The organism is Paenibacillus gyeongsangnamensis (assembly GCF_027533625.1).
GTDB classification, from domain to species: Bacteria; Bacillota; Bacilli; order Paenibacillales; family NBRC-103111; genus Paenibacillus_G; species Paenibacillus_G gyeongsangnamensis.
In genome coordinates this window covers 374,824-394,491 of sequence record NZ_JAQAGZ010000002.1, presented here as the reverse complement: position 1 = coordinate 394,491, position 19,668 = coordinate 374,824, and the positions used below count along the sequence as shown (strand labels likewise).

At 45.0% G+C, this 19,668-nt stretch carries 21 protein-coding genes; 14 read left to right on the top strand and 7 right to left on the bottom strand.

Annotated features, from left to right (window positions below; genetic code table 11):
• Positions 1–366 (top strand): Gfo/Idh/MocA family oxidoreductase (locus O9H85_RS04815; RefSeq protein ID WP_409348098.1); only part of this gene is annotated, 366 nt, incomplete at its 5' end.
• Positions 367–698: 332 nt separating this feature from the next.
• Here the strand turns inward: O9H85_RS04815 and O9H85_RS04810 are convergent.
• Positions 699–1,310, bottom strand: coding sequence for a DUF1349 domain-containing protein (locus O9H85_RS04810; RefSeq protein WP_269880147.1), 612 nt, complete (start codon positions 1,308–1,310; stop codon positions 699–701).
• 241 nt (positions 1,311–1,551) lie between these two features.
• Here O9H85_RS04810 and O9H85_RS04805 point away from each other — a divergent pair, with 241 nt between their 5' ends.
• Both O9H85_RS04805 and O9H85_RS04800 read left to right on the top strand, forming a co-directional pair.
• Positions 1,552–2,079, top strand: coding sequence for a nucleoside-triphosphatase (locus tag O9H85_RS04805; protein WP_269880145.1), 528 nt, complete (start codon positions 1,552–1,554; stop codon positions 2,077–2,079).
• A gap of 20 nt (positions 2,080–2,099) precedes the next feature.
• Positions 2,100–2,504 (top strand): NUDIX hydrolase, encoded by a 405-nt coding sequence (locus O9H85_RS04800; protein ID WP_269880144.1) that lies wholly within the window; start codon positions 2,100–2,102, stop codon positions 2,502–2,504.
• A 392-nt stretch (positions 2,505–2,896) separates the two neighbouring features.
• On the opposite strand, the gene bcp is transcribed toward O9H85_RS04800, so the two are convergent.
• Positions 2,897–3,364 (bottom strand): thioredoxin-dependent thiol peroxidase, encoded by a 468-nt coding sequence (gene bcp, locus O9H85_RS04795; RefSeq protein ID WP_269880142.1) that lies wholly within the window; start codon positions 3,362–3,364, stop codon positions 2,897–2,899.
• 436 nt (positions 3,365–3,800) lie between these two features.
• Between bcp and O9H85_RS04790 the strand changes: the two genes are divergently transcribed.
• Positions 3,801–4,214, top strand: coding sequence for an SDR family NAD(P)-dependent oxidoreductase (locus O9H85_RS04790; RefSeq protein WP_269880141.1), 414 nt, complete (start codon positions 3,801–3,803; stop codon positions 4,212–4,214).
• A gap of 351 nt (positions 4,215–4,565) precedes the next feature.
• Entirely contained in the window at positions 4,566–5,000 is a 435-nt protein-coding gene (locus O9H85_RS04785; RefSeq protein WP_269880140.1) for a fructose-bisphosphatase class II, read from the top strand.
• 330 nt (positions 5,001–5,330) lie between these two features.
• On the opposite strand, the gene larA is transcribed toward O9H85_RS04785, so the two are convergent.
• From larA to O9H85_RS04770, 3 genes are read right to left on the bottom strand one after another with little or no spacing between them, the layout of a single operon-like run.
• On the bottom strand, positions 5,331–6,596 hold the full coding sequence (gene larA / locus O9H85_RS04780; RefSeq protein WP_269880139.1) for a nickel-dependent lactate racemase: 1,266 nt from the start codon (positions 6,594–6,596) through the stop codon (positions 5,331–5,333).
• Complete coding sequence (locus tag O9H85_RS04775; RefSeq protein WP_269880137.1) at positions 6,593–7,579, bottom strand: 2-keto-3-deoxygluconate permease; 987 nt, start codon at positions 7,577–7,579, stop codon at positions 6,593–6,595. The genes larA and O9H85_RS04775 overlap by 4 nt, the downstream gene beginning before the upstream one ends.
• A gap of 35 nt (positions 7,580–7,614) precedes the next feature.
• Complete coding sequence (locus O9H85_RS04770) at positions 7,615–8,742, bottom strand: glycerate kinase (RefSeq protein WP_269880136.1); 1,128 nt, start codon at positions 8,740–8,742, stop codon at positions 7,615–7,617.
• Between the two features lie 200 nt (positions 8,743–8,942).
• On the opposite strand from O9H85_RS04770, the gene O9H85_RS04765 reads away from it, so the two are divergent.
• Positions 8,943–10,040: a CdaR family transcriptional regulator gene (locus O9H85_RS04765; protein ID WP_269880135.1), complete on the top strand. Its 1,098-nt coding sequence runs from the start codon at positions 8,943–8,945 to the stop codon at positions 10,038–10,040.
• Between the two features lie 85 nt (positions 10,041–10,125).
• Here O9H85_RS04765 and O9H85_RS04760 read toward each other — a convergent pair whose 3' ends face one another.
• Together O9H85_RS04760 and O9H85_RS04755 are read right to left on the bottom strand one after the other, a co-directional pair.
• The gene (locus O9H85_RS04760) at positions 10,126–10,365 is read right to left on the bottom strand and encodes a helix-turn-helix domain-containing protein (RefSeq protein ID WP_269880134.1); all 240 of its coding nucleotides are present in this window, start codon (positions 10,363–10,365) and stop codon (positions 10,126–10,128) included.
• 95 nt (positions 10,366–10,460) lie between these two features.
• On the bottom strand, positions 10,461–11,660 hold the full coding sequence (locus O9H85_RS04755) for a benzoate/H(+) symporter BenE family transporter (protein ID WP_269880133.1): 1,200 nt from the start codon (positions 11,658–11,660) through the stop codon (positions 10,461–10,463).
• Positions 11,661–11,897: 237 nt separating this feature from the next.
• Here O9H85_RS04755 and O9H85_RS04750 point away from each other — a divergent pair, with 237 nt between their 5' ends.
• From O9H85_RS04750 to O9H85_RS04715, 8 genes are all read left to right on the top strand, one after another.
• Positions 11,898–12,515: a class I fructose-bisphosphate aldolase gene (locus tag O9H85_RS04750; RefSeq protein ID WP_333474166.1), complete on the top strand. Its 618-nt coding sequence runs from the start codon at positions 11,898–11,900 to the stop codon at positions 12,513–12,515.
• Positions 12,515–13,660, top strand: a complete 1,146-nt coding sequence (locus O9H85_RS04745; RefSeq protein WP_269880132.1) for a Gfo/Idh/MocA family protein — start codon at positions 12,515–12,517, stop codon at positions 13,658–13,660. The genes O9H85_RS04750 and O9H85_RS04745 overlap by 1 nt, the downstream gene beginning before the upstream one ends.
• Before the next feature lies 1 nt (position 13,661).
• On the top strand, positions 13,662–14,834 hold the full coding sequence (locus tag O9H85_RS04740; protein WP_269880131.1) for a PfkB family carbohydrate kinase: 1,173 nt from the start codon (positions 13,662–13,664) through the stop codon (positions 14,832–14,834).
• A gap of 321 nt (positions 14,835–15,155) precedes the next feature.
• Positions 15,156–16,256 carry an ROK family protein gene (locus O9H85_RS04735; RefSeq protein WP_269880130.1) on the top strand — a complete coding sequence of 367 codons (1,101 nt, stop codon included), beginning with the start codon at positions 15,156–15,158 and terminating at the stop codon, positions 16,254–16,256.
• Positions 16,257–16,463: 207 nt separating this feature from the next.
• The gene (locus O9H85_RS04730) at positions 16,464–17,507 is read left to right on the top strand and encodes an aldose 1-epimerase family protein (protein WP_269880129.1); all 1,044 of its coding nucleotides are present in this window, start codon (positions 16,464–16,466) and stop codon (positions 17,505–17,507) included.
• A 3-nt stretch (positions 17,508–17,510) separates the two neighbouring features.
• The gene (locus tag O9H85_RS04725; protein ID WP_269880128.1) at positions 17,511–19,052 is read left to right on the top strand and encodes a sulfatase; all 1,542 of its coding nucleotides are present in this window, start codon (positions 17,511–17,513) and stop codon (positions 19,050–19,052) included.
• Positions 19,042–19,284, top strand: coding sequence for a hypothetical protein (locus O9H85_RS04720; RefSeq protein WP_269880127.1), 243 nt, complete (start codon positions 19,042–19,044; stop codon positions 19,282–19,284). Before O9H85_RS04725 ends, O9H85_RS04720 begins: the two co-directional genes overlap by 11 nt.
• A gap of 131 nt (positions 19,285–19,415) precedes the next feature.
• Positions 19,416–19,658, top strand: a complete 243-nt coding sequence (locus tag O9H85_RS04715) for an MFS transporter (protein ID WP_333474165.1) — start codon at positions 19,416–19,418, stop codon at positions 19,656–19,658.
• Positions 19,659–19,668 lie beyond the last annotated feature (10 nt).

The window sequence follows — 19,668 nt, the reverse complement described above, 5'->3', positions numbered from 1 at the left end:
ACCATAATTGAATTTGACAGCGGAGCCATTGGTACTTCCCACACCTCATTTGTCTCTTACCGCATCGATAATTTGCTGGAGATCATCGGCACAGAGGGAATTTTGGTCATTTCCGGCACGAATAAGTCCAACTTCCGGGTATTGCTGCAATCCAAACATGTGCCTGGCCACGAAAACTTGATGCCGGTTCCGAGCGAGAACGTTCCGGAAGACGATGAACTTCCAAGCGCCCAGTTTGTAAGGCTGGTGTCGTCCGATACGGAGCTAAGCTTACCCTACTTTGACATTGATGTGGCAATTGGGATTACCCGTCTGATCGAATGCGCATATGAATCCGCAAAAGAACAAAGGCATGTGATGTATTAAGCTGTACTAGTCACCCGAAACAAATATTTGTTACATTCAAAATCGTCTCACATCTTTATCGGGAATGGAGTAGTTATGGAGTATGGCAGGGTCACAGTTCAAACTTAAGCAGGGTACCCGTTTCATATTCGATTCTGTTTAATTAACCTTCTGCCGTTACGGCACCAATGTCCAACTTGCTATCTTTTCCGTTAACAGACATCGTGTTCGGATCGGGATGGTGGATAAGCTATTCGGGACGCGGAGTATGTAAAGTTGTCCCAATAAAGAGTCTCTTATTGAAAATCCCCCGGGTTGAAGGCGGCGCCTTCGCCCGGGGGATTAGATTTTATTTATTCCCCCGATCTCAAATTTATCACTGGTTCCTGGGAATATTCGAAGTAATCAAATAAGGTTCTGCAGCCATTGCCCGCGGGGGACTGGGCTACAACGCCAACCTTGATTTCTGTTGGAGCCTCCATACGGAAATACCTTACCAGAGTCCACGATGTTCCATTTACTGAATAAAAGAAGGCGAAGCAATTCCCGAATCTGGTCACTCTCAAGTAAGGCTTCTTTTCGCTGACTTTCTCGGAGTTGCAGTCGTCCGAAGTGCCTTTGGTCACTACACTAACCATCGTCGGAATTTTATTTGGATATTCAAAGCACAGCTTTGCCCAGTTTTCTTCATCGACCATAATCATGATACAAGCGGAATCGAAATCTTCGACCATATCAACCTCGACCCGGGCCGATACGGTAAAATCACCATTGAGCTCGGTGTAAAGGTAAGGAGCCGAGTTCCTAGGACTTCCTCCCTTCGGATCGCGGAAGTAATCCGCCAAGGGTGGCGCAATTATCGTTAGCCTGCCGTCACCGTCGAATCCCCAGGATTCAGGTTGATTCATCCACTTAAAACCCGGTGCTAATTGCTGGCCTTGCCGACATTGTTCAAAAAGATTCATATTAAGCCTCCTCATTTCTGAAAAGATTCCGGATCGTCTCCCGATATATGAATTCGGCATGAGCTGCCTCAAACCCTTGTTTCCACCAAACTGCTTTGATTGAACTAAAACCGAGGGACGGATACTTCAGTGAAGGAGTTGCAATAGTGCGGCTCCTTTTTGGTTTATTCAACAAACGGGCAGGATAATTTAACCATTTAACGAATACTTTTCTTATTTAGATATAGGGAGAGTGAAGAGGTTGGAAACATGTTTTTTGTTAACCGGGAAACCTCGAGTAGGAAAATCAACAGCGATAAAGCGAATTATTCAACAAATTGGTCCTGAATATTTTGGGGGTTTTTACACTGAAGAAATACGCAACTCTACAAATCGTACTGGATTTAATTGCATCACACTTAAAGGTGAGACTGTATGCATTGCAAGTGTTGATAGTGAAAGTTCAGTTCGAGTAGGGAGATACGGGGTTGACATAGATGCTTTTGAAAATATTGCTTTAAAGGCAGTGAACCTATCGTTAAATACAAAGAAGATTACAGTTATTGATGAGATCGGCTTCATGCAAATGTTATCCGCTCCATTTGAAACAGTGATCCATGAAGTAATTTCGAGTTCTAAACATATTATTTTAGGGACAATTTGTGTGGACAGCCATCCGAGCATTGACAAGATAAAGGAACTATCTGGGATAAGACTTTATCATCTGAGTGAAGAGAATCGTGAGGTGATAACAGAACGAATAACAAATGATATTCTTAAGTTCTTGTAAGAGGATGGGAGGACGAGGATATGGCTCCAAAACATATTGTTTCTGCTGCAACAATTGTGCTTAATGAGAGTAACGAAATATTATTAATTAAAGGACCAAGGCGAGGCTGGGAAATGCCAGGTGGGCAGGTTGAAGAAGGCGAATCGTTGAAAGATGCAGCGATCAGGGAAACAAAGGAAGAGAGTGGCTTAGATATACAAGTAACAAAGTTTTGCGGTGTTTTTCAAAATGTAAGCGGGTGCATTTGTAACACTCTATTTTTAGGTAGACCAGTCGGAGGAGAATTAACAACGACACCTGAGGCTTTGGAAGTAAGATTTTTCCCAATCGAAACTGCTTTAGAGATGGTGACTTGGAAAAATTTCAGGCAGAGAATAGAATTTTGTTTAAATGAAGAACTTCATCCATTTTATGTTGAATTTTGACTATGTCATTCCGCTAACGGAGAACGATAGCAATCACTTTAGTGGGCAGAAATCGTTTGAATCGTATGATTTTCTTGTATATAAGTTTGTAAGCACAAAAGCCAAGCGAGTGCTTGGCTTTTGTGCTTCTAGAAGGTAAATAATGGAATAATGTCGAATATTAAAATATTCCTTTTTATAATTTTATCAAAGTGAGAGGAGAAACGAAATGAGTGAAAAGGAGACTAAAGATAATTTTTGTAAAGTAGTCAGAAGAGGATTCGCAGTAGTTGGAACAAGGCACGAAGCAAAGTATTCAGAATACTCGACGATGAACGATTTAACCCAACTTCTCCGCAAAGTGAACTGGAGATTTATATGCCAATCGAAGGAAAATATCAATTCTGTACTGTCTAAAGCCGCTTGATCGAGGCCAGTACGTCCGCCACATGTCCGTCGACCTGCACCGCACGCCATTCATTTACCAACACGCCCTTCTCGTCGATCAGGAAGGTAGACCGCTCGACGCCGTAGAACTGCTGGCCTTCTCTTTCCCTTAGCTTCCATACTCCGAACATCTCGCAAACCTTATGATCTGTGTCGGAAAGCAGCAGGAAAGGCAAACTGTACTCGGAAATAAATTGCGTGTGGGAGGCGAGATCGTCCGGACTAATACCGATAATCTCCGTATTTAACCGTTTGAATTCAGTGCTATAATCTCTGAATTCACACGATTCCTTGGTGCACCCCGGAGTCATATCCTTAGGATAAAAGTAAATAACGGCCCGTTTTCCTCTAAAATTGCTTAAAGAAACATTTTCCCCACTTGCCGCCGGCAGAGTAAAATCGGGAACCTTTTGCTGTAGAACGACATTCGACATACCGTGATGCCTCCTTTTTACAAATGATGGTTGTGCTCTTCTTGGATCATACCAGAGATGCCTACATTTTCCAATAGCGGGGCTTGCAAAAACAAAAGGGCTTCAAAGTTTTCCGCCCCATGGTTTATGGCTTAAACAGATCCGCCGTTAAATGTGAAGCATGGTTTTAATATGTGGTGTTTGTTCAAATGTAAGTTCGTTAACGTCACTACAATAACTGATAAAATTGTTCAATACCAAGTTTGGCCGTTTATCGCTCCCCGTAGGGCCTCGTTCCGCTAACGGGCAGAATTCCTCAATAGTGTCTTTTTCTAAAGCGATGTATATCCAATGTTCGAAGGCTTCCCAAAAAAAAGATTAACGAATAATGTCACAGATCCCCAACATTCCCCATCTTAGTTTATGAAAGACTAAATAGCGAAGGAAGGTATGGCGGATGAAACAGATTACTATGCAGGACAAACCCGTCGCCCTGGTCACCGGGGCCAACAAAGGAATCGGTCTTCAAATTGCGAAGGATCTCGCAGCGCACGGTTTCACCGTGCTCGTCGGGTCGCGCAATCTCGAGAATGGGGAGACTGCCGTGAAGAGCGTCGGAGCGGATGCCCGCGCCCTCCAGCTCGATGTCACGAATCAAGACTCCATCGCAGCAGCGGCGGAGCGTATCCGGAACGAGTTCGGCCGTCTCGACGTGCTCGTGAATAACGCGGGCATCTCGCATGCGGGAAAGCCGGGCAGGCCGCTCCAGGAAATCGCGATGTCGGGCATGGGCACAATGGCTGTTTCTAACGGGTACGATAGCTTAACAAGACAGCCGCCGTGGACTTTGCGGAGAACGATAGTTGAATGAATTGAAACGGGAGCTGCGTCTGCGACTCCCGTTTTTGTCGTTATTTGAAGCATTTCTTTGCCGGGGGTTCTTTGAGGCATCCTTGCCTTGAAACCAATTGCTTTTAAGGAAATTACTTTATTTGCAGACCTTTTTTGAGGCGTTATTTTGCCGTCGGTAGGCGCAGCTAAACTAAAAAGCTGCGATTTTTGTTCGGTGACGCACCAAATGTACTGAACAACGCCGACTTCTGGGCGAGTCCTCCCGGTAAGAGGTAGGAAACGTGAATATACGGGACACCTTGGCACACTTCAAACGGTTCTGGTGCAAAAATAGTTTGACATACCAAATGTAGTGTGAATTTTTGAACAAATGAAGTTTTTGAATACCATATATTGTGGCTATAAAAATTTTTGCACCAGAACCGTTTCAACTGCTATAGTACATGCTGGGATCGATATGCTTGTTGGAATTGGAGGGGCACCTGAGGCAGTAGTTTCTGCAGTAGCTCTAAAGTGTCTCGGAGGAGAAATACAGGGCCGACTCCTTCCTAATAATGAGCAAGAATATAATAGATGCTTGCAAATGGGAATAACGGATCCTGCAAAACCAATACGAATGGAACAATTTGTTCGTTCGAACGATTGTATTTTTGTTGCCACTGGAATCACTGAAGGCTTATTACTTCATGGTGTTCGCAGCATCGGAAAAGAAATAGCGGTTACCCATTCTTTATTGGCTTATGGTTGCATCCCCAAAATTCATTTTATTGAATCGGTTCATCAGAAAGCTCTCGTTAACAAATAAAGGAATTAAGGAGAGTAAACCTAGATGGCTGCATTTAATCGGTTGTGTTGCAAAAAAATAAAAATAATAGTCTTAATCTTTGATGATAAGAAATTTATGCAGTCAACCCGAACAATTTATTGATCCAATCAACATCAGAAAGAACAGGTGATATTTCATCCTGTTCTTTCCTGAAGTCATGTATATGATAAAGAAAGGACAGGCCGAATGCAATCATTCGTCTGTCCTTTCAACGGTTGAACTGATGAATAGATTATTTGGATTGGCAATATAAGTAAACTAGTAACTTGTCATACTTTTTGATCTTTTTAAATGTTTGCACCAGAAACGTTAATCTTCTCTAACATAAGGTATGGTCAATGGGCCTAAAGGTAAAACCGCCACTGTCATATCGTTCCCGTACTTCATTTTCAAAACTTCTAATGTGGCTTCAATATCATTGGTTGAATGTAACATCGCTTTCTTGACGTCTTCATCCGGTAAAGAAGAGTACATGTATACATCGGCCCAGACCTGAATGACTGCCTGTTTCTGTACTTGCCATTGGTCGAACTTTTGAAAGGTATGGTTGTTGATCATTTCGAGAATCTCCTGTGGAGTTCTTCTCATTTGCAAAATTTCCGCATAATTCCCGTGGTTCGGAATTCCATCCGAACATTCGGAAGCGCAAATAATGGTTCCACCTTCTTTAACGATCTTATGGGCCGCACTCATCCCTTTTACAGCTTGGTAAAGATTCTGGTCCAACGGATATCCCGAATTCGAAGTAATGACGACATCAAATCGCTCTTCAACTTGGATCATCGCATGTTCTTTAGTGAAAGCGCAGCCTTGATCATGGGCTTCAAATAACTCGCCTGCAAAAACTTTCGTGATTTCCTTCGATTTGTTTAAAGTGACGTTTAGCATGAAGTGAGGCTTGCACATCCGATTAATTTCCCGAGTCATGTCCTGTAGAGGATTGTTCACCATATTCCCCCATGTCGATAAGGGATCGCCGATCATTCGGGCGTTATGGAAGGTTAATATGGTTTCAATTCCTGCAATCCCCGGCATAATACCTTTGGGACCTCCGGAAAAACCCGCAAAAAAGTGAGGCTCTATAAAACCTGTAACAATCCTGAAATCAGCTTCCACATATTCTTTGTTTAAATATACATCACAGCCAAATTGGCTGTGCCCAACATTCACCAGTTCATCTTTGTTGTGACAATGATGATTTATCACCCGGATATTGTCGACAACCCACTCACCCAACATATGAACGAATTCCTCTTGCGTTTGATCGCGGTGTGTTCCCGTTCCATTAATGACAACAAAATTTTCTTTGGGAACATGAGATAATTCCTCAATGATCCATGGAACCAGTTTATGATTTGGGGTTGGACGTGTAATGTCACTGATGACAATGGCTACTTTATCCGTAGATTTTACCATCTCCCTCAGAGGCCGCAATCCTATGGGGCTCCTTAAAGCATCTACAACGGCTTGTTTATCATCTTGCAAACCGTCCAAATGATGCGGTTCGATGATCACCGAATGATCCGGAACTTCTAGAGGCAAAACTCCTTTTCCATACAATAGGGTCGTTTTCATAATGATCTCTCCATTGAGACTAATTGTTGGTCCGAATCGTTATTAGTACTGATCCGTTTTGCATACCAGGCAACAATGAACGGTACCAGGACAGCGGTTACGATGACACTGGCAGCAACCATGATCGTTGCAGAAGCGGCTACATCCTTATACACTGGGTTGGCGGCTGCTACAGCCGCGGGAACAGCTGCGGCATTACCGGCCGTTGTGGCGGCAGCTAGCCCGGAGATTCCGTTTCCGCCTGTTAATCTATCAACGAGAAACAGCGCAGCTCCAGTGATCACGACCACACCAATTCCCAAGAAAAGGCCTGTGAAGCTTGCTTGCGCCACTTTCTTGAAATCAAGTCCTGCCCCTAATCCGAATGCGAAAAATGGAATTACGGCAGGAACCGCTTTACTGAACAACTCGCGAAACTCTTTATCCAAGTTTCCTGCAACCATTCCCGCAATTAAAGGAAGAATGGCTCCGACCATGGTTTGCCATGGAAAAGAGGAGAGACCTGCGATCCCCAAGGTAACCATAGTCAAGAACGGACCGGATTCCAAACTCATAAGTGAGTAAGCCCCCGCATCTTCCTTTTTGCCGAACTGTCCAATGAGAGCCATATAAAGCCCGCCGTTAGTATCGTTCATCGCGGCGACAATAGCTAATACGGATAAACCACCAAGTACCGTCATGCTGGGATCATGTCCGATCAATTGGGTAGCGATGATGCCTGCTATGGCGGCAACACCTATCTTGGTCAGAAGCAGAGCCCCTCCTTTCTTTATAATGTAGGGCGTCGCTTTAAAATTTATTGTTGTACCGATACAAAAGAAAAAGACGGCCAGGATCGGCAATGATCCTTTAAACAAAGCCCCTGTGAACGATCCAAAATAATCACCCGTATTTGGAAAGAACGTATTGATCAACGCCCCAAATAATAGCGGGATAACCATCATTCCTCCCGGTACTTTTTCAATGGCTCTTTTTAATTGCATACTATCGTCCTCCTAGGATATAATTTTCCCCTTTATTAATGCTTCAACGTTCGCATTACTTGCTCCGCTTTTTGAGCAAGAAGCTCAGGGGCTTTTTCCATAGCCTCTTGCAATGTCATTGGACCGCTTACGATGCTGTGTATGCTTTGAATTCCATATTGATATAGAATATCAATTCCGTTTCCTATGGATCCGGCAAGGACAATTGTAGGAATGTTTAATTTTTGGGCTTCCTGGGCTACCCCCATAGGTGTTTTTCCCGATGCCGTCTGGAAATCGATTTGCCCTTCACCTGTAAATACAACATCCGCGCCTAGCAATGCTTCGCGTAATCCCGTACATTCAATTACAATATCAATACCTCTTTTCATTATGGCGGGAAAGAAAGCTTGAAACGCACCTCCAATGCCGCCGGCAGCCCCAGCGCCAGGTAAATCATGAAGACGAATCCCTTTCTTCGCTTCAACTAAATCGGCCCAATGGTTCATATTTTTATCCAGCAATTCAACCATCTCGGGTGTCGCGCCTTTTTGCGGACCGAATACGTGAGAAGCGCCGTGAGTCCCGACCAGTGGATTTTGAACATCGGATGCGATTATAAAAGTAGATTCAGCAATTCGCTGATCCCAGCCGGTATCGTCAATCGTACTTATTTTGCATAATTCTTTTCCGCCATACCCTACAACTTCACCTAATGAATCCAGTAACTGCATTCCAAGCGCCTGCAGCATACCGATTCCCCCGTCATTTGTAGCGCTTCCACCAATAGCAAGAATAAATTGCCGGCAGCCGTCATCGAGTGCTTTTTTAATCAACTCTCCCGTTCCATAGGTTGTTGTGACTAGTGGATTTAACTGGTCTTTGGGAACCAGACAAAGTCCTGATGCACTGGCCATCTCAATCACGCAGGTTTTCCCGTCACCGAGCAAGCCATACGATGCTTTCACCGGATTACTTAAAGGACCTGTAACGGTACATTCTATCTTTTTCCCTTTTGTAGCCGCTACCATACTTTCCAAAGTCCCCTCGCCGCCATCTGCAACCGGTAACAAAACAGTTTGCGCATCCGGCAGGTATTGCTTAATTCCTTTTTCAATCGCATGTGCCGCCTCGACGGCAGAAATGCTTCCTTTAAAGGAATCCGGTGCAATTACAATCTTCATTCCTATCACCACCCGTCGTTGATTTTAATAAAACGCTTTCAAACTTATAATTTAATCTAATTATATATTACTTTTCGACAAAAATCTTCGTTCGCAGTGAACAATAAATAGGATTGATATTATATTATTTTTTGTTTACTCTTTATAAATATGCCTAATTTAGTCAAATGGCGGTTTTCAAATCTAAGGAGATGCATCAAATGCTGACAAGTGATATAGCTCAGGAAATCGTAAATGAGACCATGACTAGATTACATCGCAACATTAATATCATGAATGCTTCCGGGATCATTATTGCTTCCGGTGATCGTTCCAGGATCAATCAGTTTCATGAAGGAGCATTAGAGGTCATTCAGACCCGAAAACCGCTGCTCATTACAAAAAAGGATAAAATGCAATGGCAGGGTACTCTTGCCGGGATCAATCTTCCAATTGAATTTCAAGGAAAGCTCGTTGGCGTAATCGGTATTACAGGAGAACCAGATGAAGTTGAAGAATTTGGCGAGTTGGTGAAAATGACAACGGAATTGATGATTAGACAATCGTTCCTCGCCTCTCAGTCGGAATGGAAACAAACATTCGTTACCATGATTATCGAAGAATGGATCAAACCTGCTCCCAATTGGACATTTATTGATCAACGCCTGGATTTGCTTCAATTGCAAATTCATCCGCCTTATCAAATTATTATTATTGACATGAAGGAAAGGAATATACAAAATCAAGCCTTGATCGATAGAGTGACGAAAATCGTTGGCGAATCAAACGGTTTGGTCGGTTTCCTTAATGCGAACAAACTTTTGTTCCTCTCCACCGGTCTCTCTGAAACAAAAAGAATAAGTAACCTATCATTGTTAAAAGATGCGCTTCAACTCTCCAAAATCAAGTTTACAATCGGAGTTGGCGGAAAAGTAGATAAGCGGGAAACAACTTATATCTCTTATCAAGAGGCGGAACTTGCGCTTTTAATCGAAAGCCGGGAGGGGGAAGTCACCTTTTATTCAGACATAGAGGTACAAGCGCTTGTATATCAATTAGACGAGGATATTAAACGAAGATATGTGAATCGCGTTTTCCCTAATATGACCCACAAGCAGATCGAAACGTTAAAGGCCTTTTTTTCATGCAATCTGAATATTACGGAAACGGCAAAGATTCTCTACATTCACCGGAATACTTTGATTTACCGTTTAAGGAAGATAAAGGAAGAAACCGGATATGACCCTTTTGTTTTTAATAAAGCCGTTCCTTTACAACTGGCGGTTTGGATATTGGAAAGGGAAGTCCCCCGGAAGTGAGCCGTTCAGTAGAACCCAACCAAGACTGCCTGGATTCAACCCCAAAAAAGAAGACCCTCCATAGCGGAGAGCCTCATACAGAAAATTATTTCCCAGTCATCCATTGCGGTTTTGAAAAAGACTTTGAATTGTGTCCACTCTTGCGATAAAGCCGCAGATAGGTGCTCACTGTGCTTTCCTTTCGACCAATGCTTATGGCAATATCTTCGTTAGATTCACCGAGCAGGTGCAGTTTCACGGTCTGATACCGCTCGAACATGCGTCTGCTTTGCTCATGCTTTAACCGTTGCTCAACATCCTGCAATTGCTCCTCGATCGTTTTCATAGAGATCACCCGTCCGAATAAGTTATCTTTCTATATTCGACACAGGTGATTTGAATTTCCTTCCAATTGTCTTTAGTTCAACTTATATAGTTACATCAGTCACCGTTAATTTTCCGGCTTTTTTGCTGTCCAATTTTTGAGACACAATTGCGTTCACGGCCCGGTCTGGAGCATCTGATGGCAGCCATTCCAACCACCAAGGACCAAATTGGTGTTGAAATTCCCAGCATGTTCACATGCGCTGCGGCAATGGCAAAGGTCAGGAGCGCTGGCACAAGATAACCTTTATTTGAAAATGAGGATCTTAGCCCACTGTGAAATAACCCCAATAAAGAAAATCCCGTCATCATTTCTACAAAGAATGACGGCATAATCTCGATAAGCTCAATCACTTTCCATGCCAACAAACCATAACAAATGACAACCCCGCTTGAAACCAACGCCGCCCAATGCCGCGACTCCTTGGATCCTGCCTCATGGCTACTGCAAAGTGCACTCATCATTCCCCCGACGTTGGCTGAATGTCCTCCGTACAGACCTGCAATCATGCTTGCCACACCGGTTGCCGCCAACACTCTGTTCACGGGCGGGTCAAATTCATGACTTTTCAAAGAGGCCAGAGCTACCGCCAGATCATTGCTCATAATTAACACAGACATTGGGATCGCAATAGAGATGAATCCCTTAATCGTAAATTTAGGAATAATCGGAAGAGGGAGAAGGAAAGACGTATCTATCAAAGCCGGAAAATCAAATTCAAATCCTAGACCCAATAAACCAAAAAGCAGAGCCCACATCACGGGGGAGAGCAACCTTGTCATTCTTGGAATCAGAAAGTAGCCTATGCCGGATAGCAGCCCAGCGATCGGCAGATGGATGACAGCAGGCACAATCCCAATAACATAAGAAAGGATTAAACCTGAAAGCAAGGCATCAATAAGTTGCTTAGGTATCAGGTTTAGCGCTTTTGCGAACAACCCGGTGCTTCCTGCTAACAAAATCAGTGCCCCTGACATGACGAATCCGCCGGCCAGTTCAGGAAATGAAAACTGAGCCGCAACTGTGCTGATAAAAGCAACGGCCGTAATCGAGTGAGCACCCGCGAAAGGGATTTTATATTTTAAGGTCAGAAAGAGATTCAATACCCCTCCGAACACATAAACCGAAGAGAACCATGAAATCAGTTCGGCTTTGGATAATCCCGCTGTTTCGGCCGTTTGAACCACCAATATAGCTCCCGCGGAACACGCCAACAAAGCAGACATGAATCCGGTAGTTACACTTTTAGTCTCCACGGTTTACCTCCATTAGACATGCTCACACTCTTCGTTGCTCATTAACATCGTAAAGGGATATGTGAGTCCTGTCGCCATCCACTTTATTGAAACTTTTCCCATCCATGTTCAGAAGAAACGAAATCCTGTTTAAAAAAAGGTCAGCATGAGACGGTGCCAACCTTTTTCCTGTTTAACCGTTGCGCATTTGAAATTCAATCATAAAATCGGCCAAAGCTTTGCAAGCTTCATAAGGCACTGCATTATAAGTCGAGGCACGCAGATGCCCGAACGGAGCTGCCGAAGTTTTTATTCAGCGAGCTGATCGATCGTGCGATTGAGCAGGCTGCGGCGTGGGATGCGGTGGCCGTATGCGTGAATCTGCTGCTGCTGCCGAACCAGCCTGAACTTCATCACCAGTGTGCGAGGAACATCTCCATGTTGAAGACCCAATCAGAAAAATACGGCATGCCTCTTATGGTAGAGCCGCTGGTGATGCTGCCGAACGAGCTGAAGGGCGGCTACATGGTGGACGGCGATATCCGCAAGATCATGGCGTTGGTGCGGCAGGGCGTTGAGCTGGGAGCGGACGTGATCAAGGCCGACCCGTGTGACGATGTTTCCGAATATCACCGGGTAATTGACGTCGCTTCCGGCATCCCCGTGCTCGTTCGCGGCGGCGGCCGCGCAAGTGACGAGGAGATTGTCAACCGGACCGTCGAGCTCATGAAGCAGGGCGCCTCGGGCATCGTATACGGCCGGAATGTCATCCAGCATCCGAATCCGGCAGGCATGACCAAAGCGCTCATGGAGATCGTTCATCACGGAGCGTCCGCACAGCAGGCGCTTGATCTGGTGAAGGGAGACGTACGATAATGGCGAATCAAATCATTCGTTTCGGAGTCATCGGCTGCGGATTGATGGGCAAGGAATTCGCCAGTGCGGCGGCCCGCTGGTGCCATCTGACCGATGTGGATTTCGAGCCCCGCATCGTGGCGGTATGCGATGCCAATCCTTCGGCCGCGGAGTGGTTTCAGCAGCACGTGCCCAGTGTAGAACGCACTTATTCAGAGTATAAGGAATTGCTTGCCGATCCTTCGGTGGAAGCGATCTATTGCGCAGTCCCCCATAATTTGCATGCTCAAATCTATGTCGACATCATTCGTGCGGGCAAACATCTGCTTGGCGAGAAACCGTTCGGCATCGACCAGGATGCCAATGCCGTCATTCAGCAGGCCATCGATAAAATGCCGCAAGTAATCGTCCGGTGCTCATCCGAATTTCCTTTCTTCCCGGGAGCCCAGCAAATTGTGCAGTGGGTGAACGAGAACCGGTTCGGTAAAATCATCGAGGTGGAAGCGGGATTCTGGCATTCTAGCGACCTGGATTCGACCAAGCCGATCAATTGGAAACGGAGAATCGCGACGAAAATTCATGGGCGATCTTGGCATGCATGTGCTCCATTTGCCTCTGCGTTTCGGCAGGAAACCAAAAAATGTCCGTTCGCTCTGACCAAAATCGTGAATGAGTGCCCGGATGGACGAGGCGGAACGGCTCCATGCGAAACGTGGGATAACGCGGTTCTGGCCTGCGAAGTGGAAACCGCCGATCAGAAGTTCCCGATGCTGCTGTCCACGAAACGGATTGCGCCCGGCCATGCGAATACCTGGTTTATCCGGATTCAGGGAACGGATTTTTCCGCCGAGTTCTCCACGAAATATCCGAAGCAGATCGCATCGCTTCCGTACGAACTGGGCCGGCCGCAGGCTTGGCATGTATGGGACGTTCCTAATAAATCGGCCTATGGCACGATTACCGGCGGAATCTTCGAATTCGGCTTCTCCGATTCGATTCTGCAAATGTGGGCGGCATTTTGCGACGAGATTGTGAACCGCAGCGGCATCCGGCAGTTCTTCCATTGTGCTACACCTGAAGAGGCGGCTGGCAGCCATCTTGTGTTTACGGCGGCGCTTGCATCCGAGCGGACCGGGGAGACGGTAACGATCGATTGGGGGATATAAGGTGAACACATGGGCTGCAGACATCATCGTTGCCGGACATATTTGTCTGGACGTCATTCCGGCGATTCCGGAAAAAACGGCCGGGCTGCTGATTCCCGGCAAGCTCATCGACGTCGGACCGGCCTTGACTTCCACCGGGGGAGCCGTGTCCAATACCGGACTGGCTCTGCACCGTCTCGGCGTCGCAACGAAATTGATGGGCAAAATCGGCGACGATTGGTTCGGAGACGCGATCGTTCAAGCGCTTGCCCGGTCCGGGGAGAGACTTGTGAGCGGCATGATTCAATCGCCGGGGGGGCATAGCTCGTACACGATCGTCATCAACCCACCCTGTGTGGACCGGATATTTCTGCATTGCACCGGTACGAACGATACGTTTGCCGCCGCCGATGTGCAGGCGGAAGATTTAGAGGTTTCGATCGTTCCCGACAAAGGAACGGAAATCATGGAGTATTTATACAAGCCGCGCGACCTCGATTTCATGTGGCTAACGGAAAAGGGTATTCAAAATCCCGCCGGCGAATTGCCGGCCTCAGCCGATTCCCAATTCGCCTATTTCGACAACTACAGCGGCGGCTGGCAGGAGATTTTCCCGAACGGCGCGGTACCCAGCACCTACCTGGGCGCGAGATACGGCCAGCACGGAGAGGTCTCCCACATGAAGTGGGACAATGAAATTACGGAAGATACACAGCAGTCCGTTGCCGTGAAGTTCACGATCAAAACGCGGATGATGCCGTTTCAGCTGACAAAAACCATATCGCTGAAGTCCAACTCCACCGGGCTGGCAATTAAGGAACAAGTAACGAATTTAAGCACCGTGGACCTACAGTATATGTGGGGCCAGCATATTGCGCTGGGCAAACCATTTCTGGAGCCGGGCTGCCGGATCGAGCTGCCGGATGGCTTGCAGGTCATTGCGGATCCGCTGGACATCGATGATAACAACCAGGAATACCGCGTGGCGCGGGGGATGCGCCATGAATGGCCGAGAGTGCAGAGCCCGCAGGGGGAGACGGTTGATCTGTCCGTACTGCCGCCTGTGTCTTCGGAGTCCGAGATTGTGTACATCACCGGATTCCGGGATCAGGCCTGGTATCGGGTCACGAATGACCGGCTTGGCGCGGGCATCGAAGTGAAGTGGGATGCAAGCGAGTCTATCCGGCAGTGCTGAAAACCGAGCAGTTTTCCAAAAAAATTAGCGATCCTGCAATTTGGAAAATCCGATTCCGTACGCGTTGGGGAATGGGTGATCGCGGTTGAATGTTCTATTGATAGTGCCTTAAATTAAAATGACAGATAATTTTTGTTGACGTTTTCATCCTGTTAGTTAATAATAGTAACTAACAGGAATTTAAATTTAGGAAGTGAATGTGTATTGCGGAATTTGAGGTCTTTACGTTCTAATGACTTAAAGGAAGCGAATCGAATAAGTATTCTGCAATTAATTACGCATGGCATAAGATCACGCGCGGAGATTTCGAATATTCTCGGTATGAGTAAGCCAGCGGTTTCATCGATTGTGGAAGAGTTGATTACAGAAGGATTAGTTTGGGAAACGGGCCAAGGCCAATCGACAGTAGCTGGTGGAAAAAGGCCTATTCTGCTCGAGTTAAACAAGGATGCCGGACTAATTGTAGCTGTTTATTTTAATGAACAGTGGTACGAAGTCGCTTTAACCGACTTGTCTGCTAACGTGCTTGAATCAATTAAAAAACCAACTGTCATTCATAAAGACTATCGTCAGACCTTAGATGAACTAATTAATGACATCCAGGAATTAGTTCAAAAAGCGAGGGCAAAAGGAGTATACCAACCCATTCTTGCCTGTGGAATTGCCATGAAGGGATTGGTGAATACACAACTTGGGACACTTCAGTATTCAGCTATTCTGGATTGGCGTGAAATTCCTGTAAGCGAATACATGTCTAATCAATTGAAATGGCCTGTGTATATAGAAAATGACGCAAGAGCGATCACAATAGCGGAAATGCTTTTTGGAAATGGTATGAAAACCGGTACATTTGCCTGCGTAAGCTTGGCACTAGGTATTGGGACAGGGGTTGTAATTAAAAATGAAATAGTTCGAGGCGCTAACGATGGAGCTGTAACTTTTGCCCATACAACAATCAAGGAAAATGGCCCGCTTTGCAGTTGTGGAAATCGCGGCTGCTGGGAAACTCTTGCTTCGGTTTCTGCCTTTTTGCGTGAATTAGCGGATCGAAAGGCCGAATATCGTCATATTGAGCTGAATCAAGCATTAAAAAGCTTTCATGAGGGCGATCCTTTTATAACTGATGTTCTGTTGAACTATACTGCATATTGGATGGGTGTAGGAATCGCTAATATCTTAAATATTTTCAACCCTGAGCAGGTCATTATTCAGGGGGAGATTACTACCGCTGGCGAAGATTTTAGAAAAAAAATTGAGGAAGTAGCGATAAGTAGAACCCTTCCTGTATCAAGGAAGGCTACAATCTCCTTCTCTCAACTATCAGGCCCCGTTCAAGTCAAAGGTGCTGCTGCTGTTGTGATCAATCACTTTTATTCAAAAGAATATCATCGGCAAATTTGGAGACAAGAATTTTTAGCTTGAACCCTGTTGCAAAATGTAATACCCCTCGCTCCTAAATTGGGCTAACGGATCTTTGAAATTATTTTCTCGTGAATCTAATAACTCATAATATAGGTTAATAGAACCGCATCATACCAACCTCAACCTTAACCCGTGTAATGAAAACGTGTATTTGGTACTTTGGTTTTGATCAAAGTGTAAAATAAAAAAGAACGGGGGATAAGAAGAGTGGTATCTATCTACGGAATAAATAGAAAACAAGCACTGTTGGAACGTGTTGGAGACATCCGTCAGGTTGCGGGATTCCAGCGGATGGAGCTTTTAGATGGTAAGGGGAAAGGAAACGAAATTATTCAAGTAAGGAATGGGTCTGGCCTTGAATTTCAAATTTCAGTCAGTCGCGCTTTTGATATTGGCTTTTGCGAATTTTATGGGATTCCGATCAGTTGGATGTCTCATACCGGGCCTGTTTCACCCTACTTTTATGAAAAGGATGGAACTGAATGGAATCGCAGTTTTGAAGGAGGTTTGCTTGCTACATGCGGGCTTACCTATTTTGGAAAACCATCAGTAGACAAAGGCCAACAATTAGGGCAACATGGCCGCATCTCATCCTCCCCCGCAGAGCTTTTGCAAGCTGAAGACAGGTGGATAGGTGATAACTACCAGTTGCTTTTTCGGGGCAAAGTACGTGAAAGCAAGGCTTTGGAAGAATGTGTAACTCTTGAGAGAACCATTTCTACTTGTTTAGGCGAAAATCGTTTGAAAATTGTCGATCAAATCACAAATGACACGTTTCAGACGGTTGAGCACATGCTGATGTACCATTTCAATTTTGGTTTTCCGCTGGTAAGCAATTCTTGCCGGATTCAAATTCCAAATAGTAATAAAAGATGGATTATCGGTGAAGGTCCGACAGCGGATTCGGATCGGTACGGTGAACCCACCTTTGATGCTAAGCCTTGTGTCATTCTGCATGAGGAAGTTGAATCTATTGAAGGTCATGTAAAAGTAGGGATTCACAATGAGATTCTCCATAATGGAGTAAAAAAACGTCTACTGGTGGAACTCAATTACGAAAAAGCAGCTTGTCCATACCTTACTCAATGGAAACATCAACGAAAAGGTGTATATGTATTAGGGATTGAACCGGGAAATGTAACTACAGAGGGACGAGGTATACACCGTGAACGGGGAACCCTGCCTTTTTTACAGCCTGGGGAGACCAAAGAGTATCAATTGACTTTAGATTTTCAGCTTAAGGAGTGTTAAATCATGAATGTAATCTGTATATTGATGGATACTTTGCGTCGCGATCATCTTGGTTGTTATGGGAATCAATGGATCGAAACACCGAATCTTGATCGATTTGCGCGAGATGGTGCTTTATTTGAAAACGCTTATATCGGCTCTTATCCTTGTATGCCGGCAAGGCAAGATTTATGGACAGGCCGGTTGAATTTTCTTTGGCGGGGATGGTCCCCGTTGGAATACGACCAAGACGATATGGTTTCTACACTCTCGAGGGAAAATAAGACAACGATGTTGGTTACGGACCATTATCATTTATGGCAGCACGGTTCCGGTAACTATCACTTTAGTTTTAATGGAATGGAAATTATTCGCGGCCAGGAATTGGATAATTGGATTACCAATCCTGATATTGAAATTAAGTATCCGGCATCGCGGGATAAATTAAATCACAAGTGGGATCGATATGTACGAAATACTGCGCATTTTGAAAAAGAAAAGGATTATTTTGCCGCCCAAGTCTTTCAAAAAAGCATGGATTGGGTGGAACAGAACAAAAATCTCCAAGATTTTTTCTTGATGATAGATTGCTTCGATCCGCATGAACCGTTTGATCCACCCTCTGGCTATGCGGAAAAATATAATCCAGGGTACGAGGGCGAATCGGTGGTATGGCCAAGATATGGAGATGCGGACCGGTTGACCCCTGAAGAACTGAAACAAGTGCATGCGCTGTATTGTGGCGAGGTTACTTATGTCGATCATTGGTTTGGCCGCTTTTATGATAAGTTAGCCGATTTAAGTTTATTGGAAAACACAATGATTATTGTAACCAGCGATCATGGATTCTTATTCGGTGAACACAATTGGTTAGGCAAACATGCAAGAATTTTATTTCAGGATATTGCCCGTACACCATTACTGATTCGTGGTCCCCAAATTCAACCTGGGACAGCCTACCGCGAACTAGTGCAAATGGCAGATTTAACTCCCACGATCCTGCAAACCATGGGGGTAAAAATTCCTGATTTAATGCATGGCAAGAGTCTTGTACCCTTATGGCAAGAAAATGAGCAAAAGGAGGATGATATACGCTCCCGGGATTCCATTGTCTTCGGCGTATTTGGAGGACCCATTTATTGTACAGATGGAGAATGGCTGTTGGTTAAAAAACCGGTACCAGGCAATTTCCCGCTTTATTGGTATACCCGCTCACATTACAACAATTGGAATTTCGGTCAGCAGAATTTGCCTGAGGATAGCAAAGCGCGATTAGAGCAATGGAACGGTGAGCGTTTCCCAACCCAATACGTAGACGTACATCCCGGGCATGCCGCCCCGAGGTTAATCCGCGGTCCGGAAGAACTGACAGCCGATCTGCCTTATCCATCAGATGAACTTTATAACATCATCGAAGATCATTGCCAACAGAAAAATTTGTACAGTGAAAGAACAGATGTTGTCGATCGTCTAATCCAATGCATAGAGAAAGGTCTGAGTCAGTTACATGCTCCTTCGGAACAATGGGATCGTCTCGGACTGCGGAGGATTGCCCATGAAGTTTAAGGTGTGTGTCAATAATTTGGATTTACATGGTCATTTCAAAAAAAAGGGAATTCATCAAGAATTTAGTCAGAATGAAAATTTAATTTGTGAATTTTTCCCGGAAACAGAAGACATCATTTGTCAAGATGATTTTGAACTCGAGGAGTTTCATTGTCTCGGATATTGCTATTGGTGCCAACTGGGCCCCATCGCCATTGTGAATGACAATTTACTGACTAAAAACAAAAATTAATTGTGGGTGTCTAGTGCTTTGATTAAGGATGCCAAGCTAAGAGGTGGTGATGGCTTTAAAAACGTTGCCTTAGTGGTAAGAACGCTAAATGGTATTCATGTTCTTGGAAAAGTGTAACCGCTTTAACCAGTCTGATCGGTATTGGCACAATCAATGTATTAGTAACGCTTTTGGCCATATGGCTGATCGATCGGATCGGGCGGAAGAAGCTTTTACTGTTTGGAACTACGGGTATGGCTGTAAGCATGTTTATCATTGCATTTACGTTCTTTAACAGTAAGGGAGCCAGTGGCGCTGCAAGTTGGATCATTTTGCTGTTCATCACCACCTATATAGCACCCCATAACGGAACCCCTGATCCGAAATGGCAATAATTCTGAAATT